The organism is Arthrobacter sp. 10T425 (assembly GCF_056393985.1).
The window spans coordinates 1-389 of record NZ_JBFTGZ010000110.1 but is presented as its reverse complement, the minus strand read 5'-3'; the positions used below and the strand labels follow the sequence as shown (position 1 = coordinate 389).

At 63.8% G+C, this 389-nt stretch carries 2 protein-coding genes; one reads left to right on the top strand and one right to left on the bottom strand.

All coding sequences use genetic code 11. From position 1 onward, the window contains the following. Positions 1–196 (top strand): hypothetical protein (locus AC1DDH_RS20755; RefSeq protein ID WP_476956260.1); only part of this gene is annotated, 196 nt, incomplete at its 5' end. Here AC1DDH_RS20755 and AC1DDH_RS20750 read toward each other — a convergent pair. Next, positions 193–389, bottom strand: a 197-nt coding sequence (locus AC1DDH_RS20750) for a PAAR domain-containing protein (protein WP_476956259.1), incomplete at its 5' end; no start/stop codon positions are given. The two genes, AC1DDH_RS20755 and AC1DDH_RS20750, sit on opposite strands and share 4 nt — an antisense overlap.

Sequence of the window (389 nt, the reverse complement as noted above, 5' to 3'; positions counted from 1 at the left end):
GATTACGATCACGCAAGCCCAAAACCAGAGCGTCTGGGCCGGTTCTTTCGCGGACCAAGACCAAAGCGCGAGCATGGCGCCGGCCACCGCCAGCGCAACGAAGACAAAGGACCAGAACACGGGCGACGGCCCGTTCTCCGGAACGGGCTGTCTCGGTGGCAACAAGGAAAAATCCACGGCCATCGGACTGACCTAGCGTGAGCCGCTGTTAGGCAGTGACGAGATCAAGGCGCACCCGCACTCGCACAGGTGCCCATCCTCGGCGACTTCCAGGTCGCCATCGCGCACGTCCGGATTTCCCTGTGCAATGCGATTCCTGCCGTGGACGTTGCATTCCACAGGATCCGTGCGGCGCGCCAGCGCGCGGCCCATGAACATACGCGAGCCCC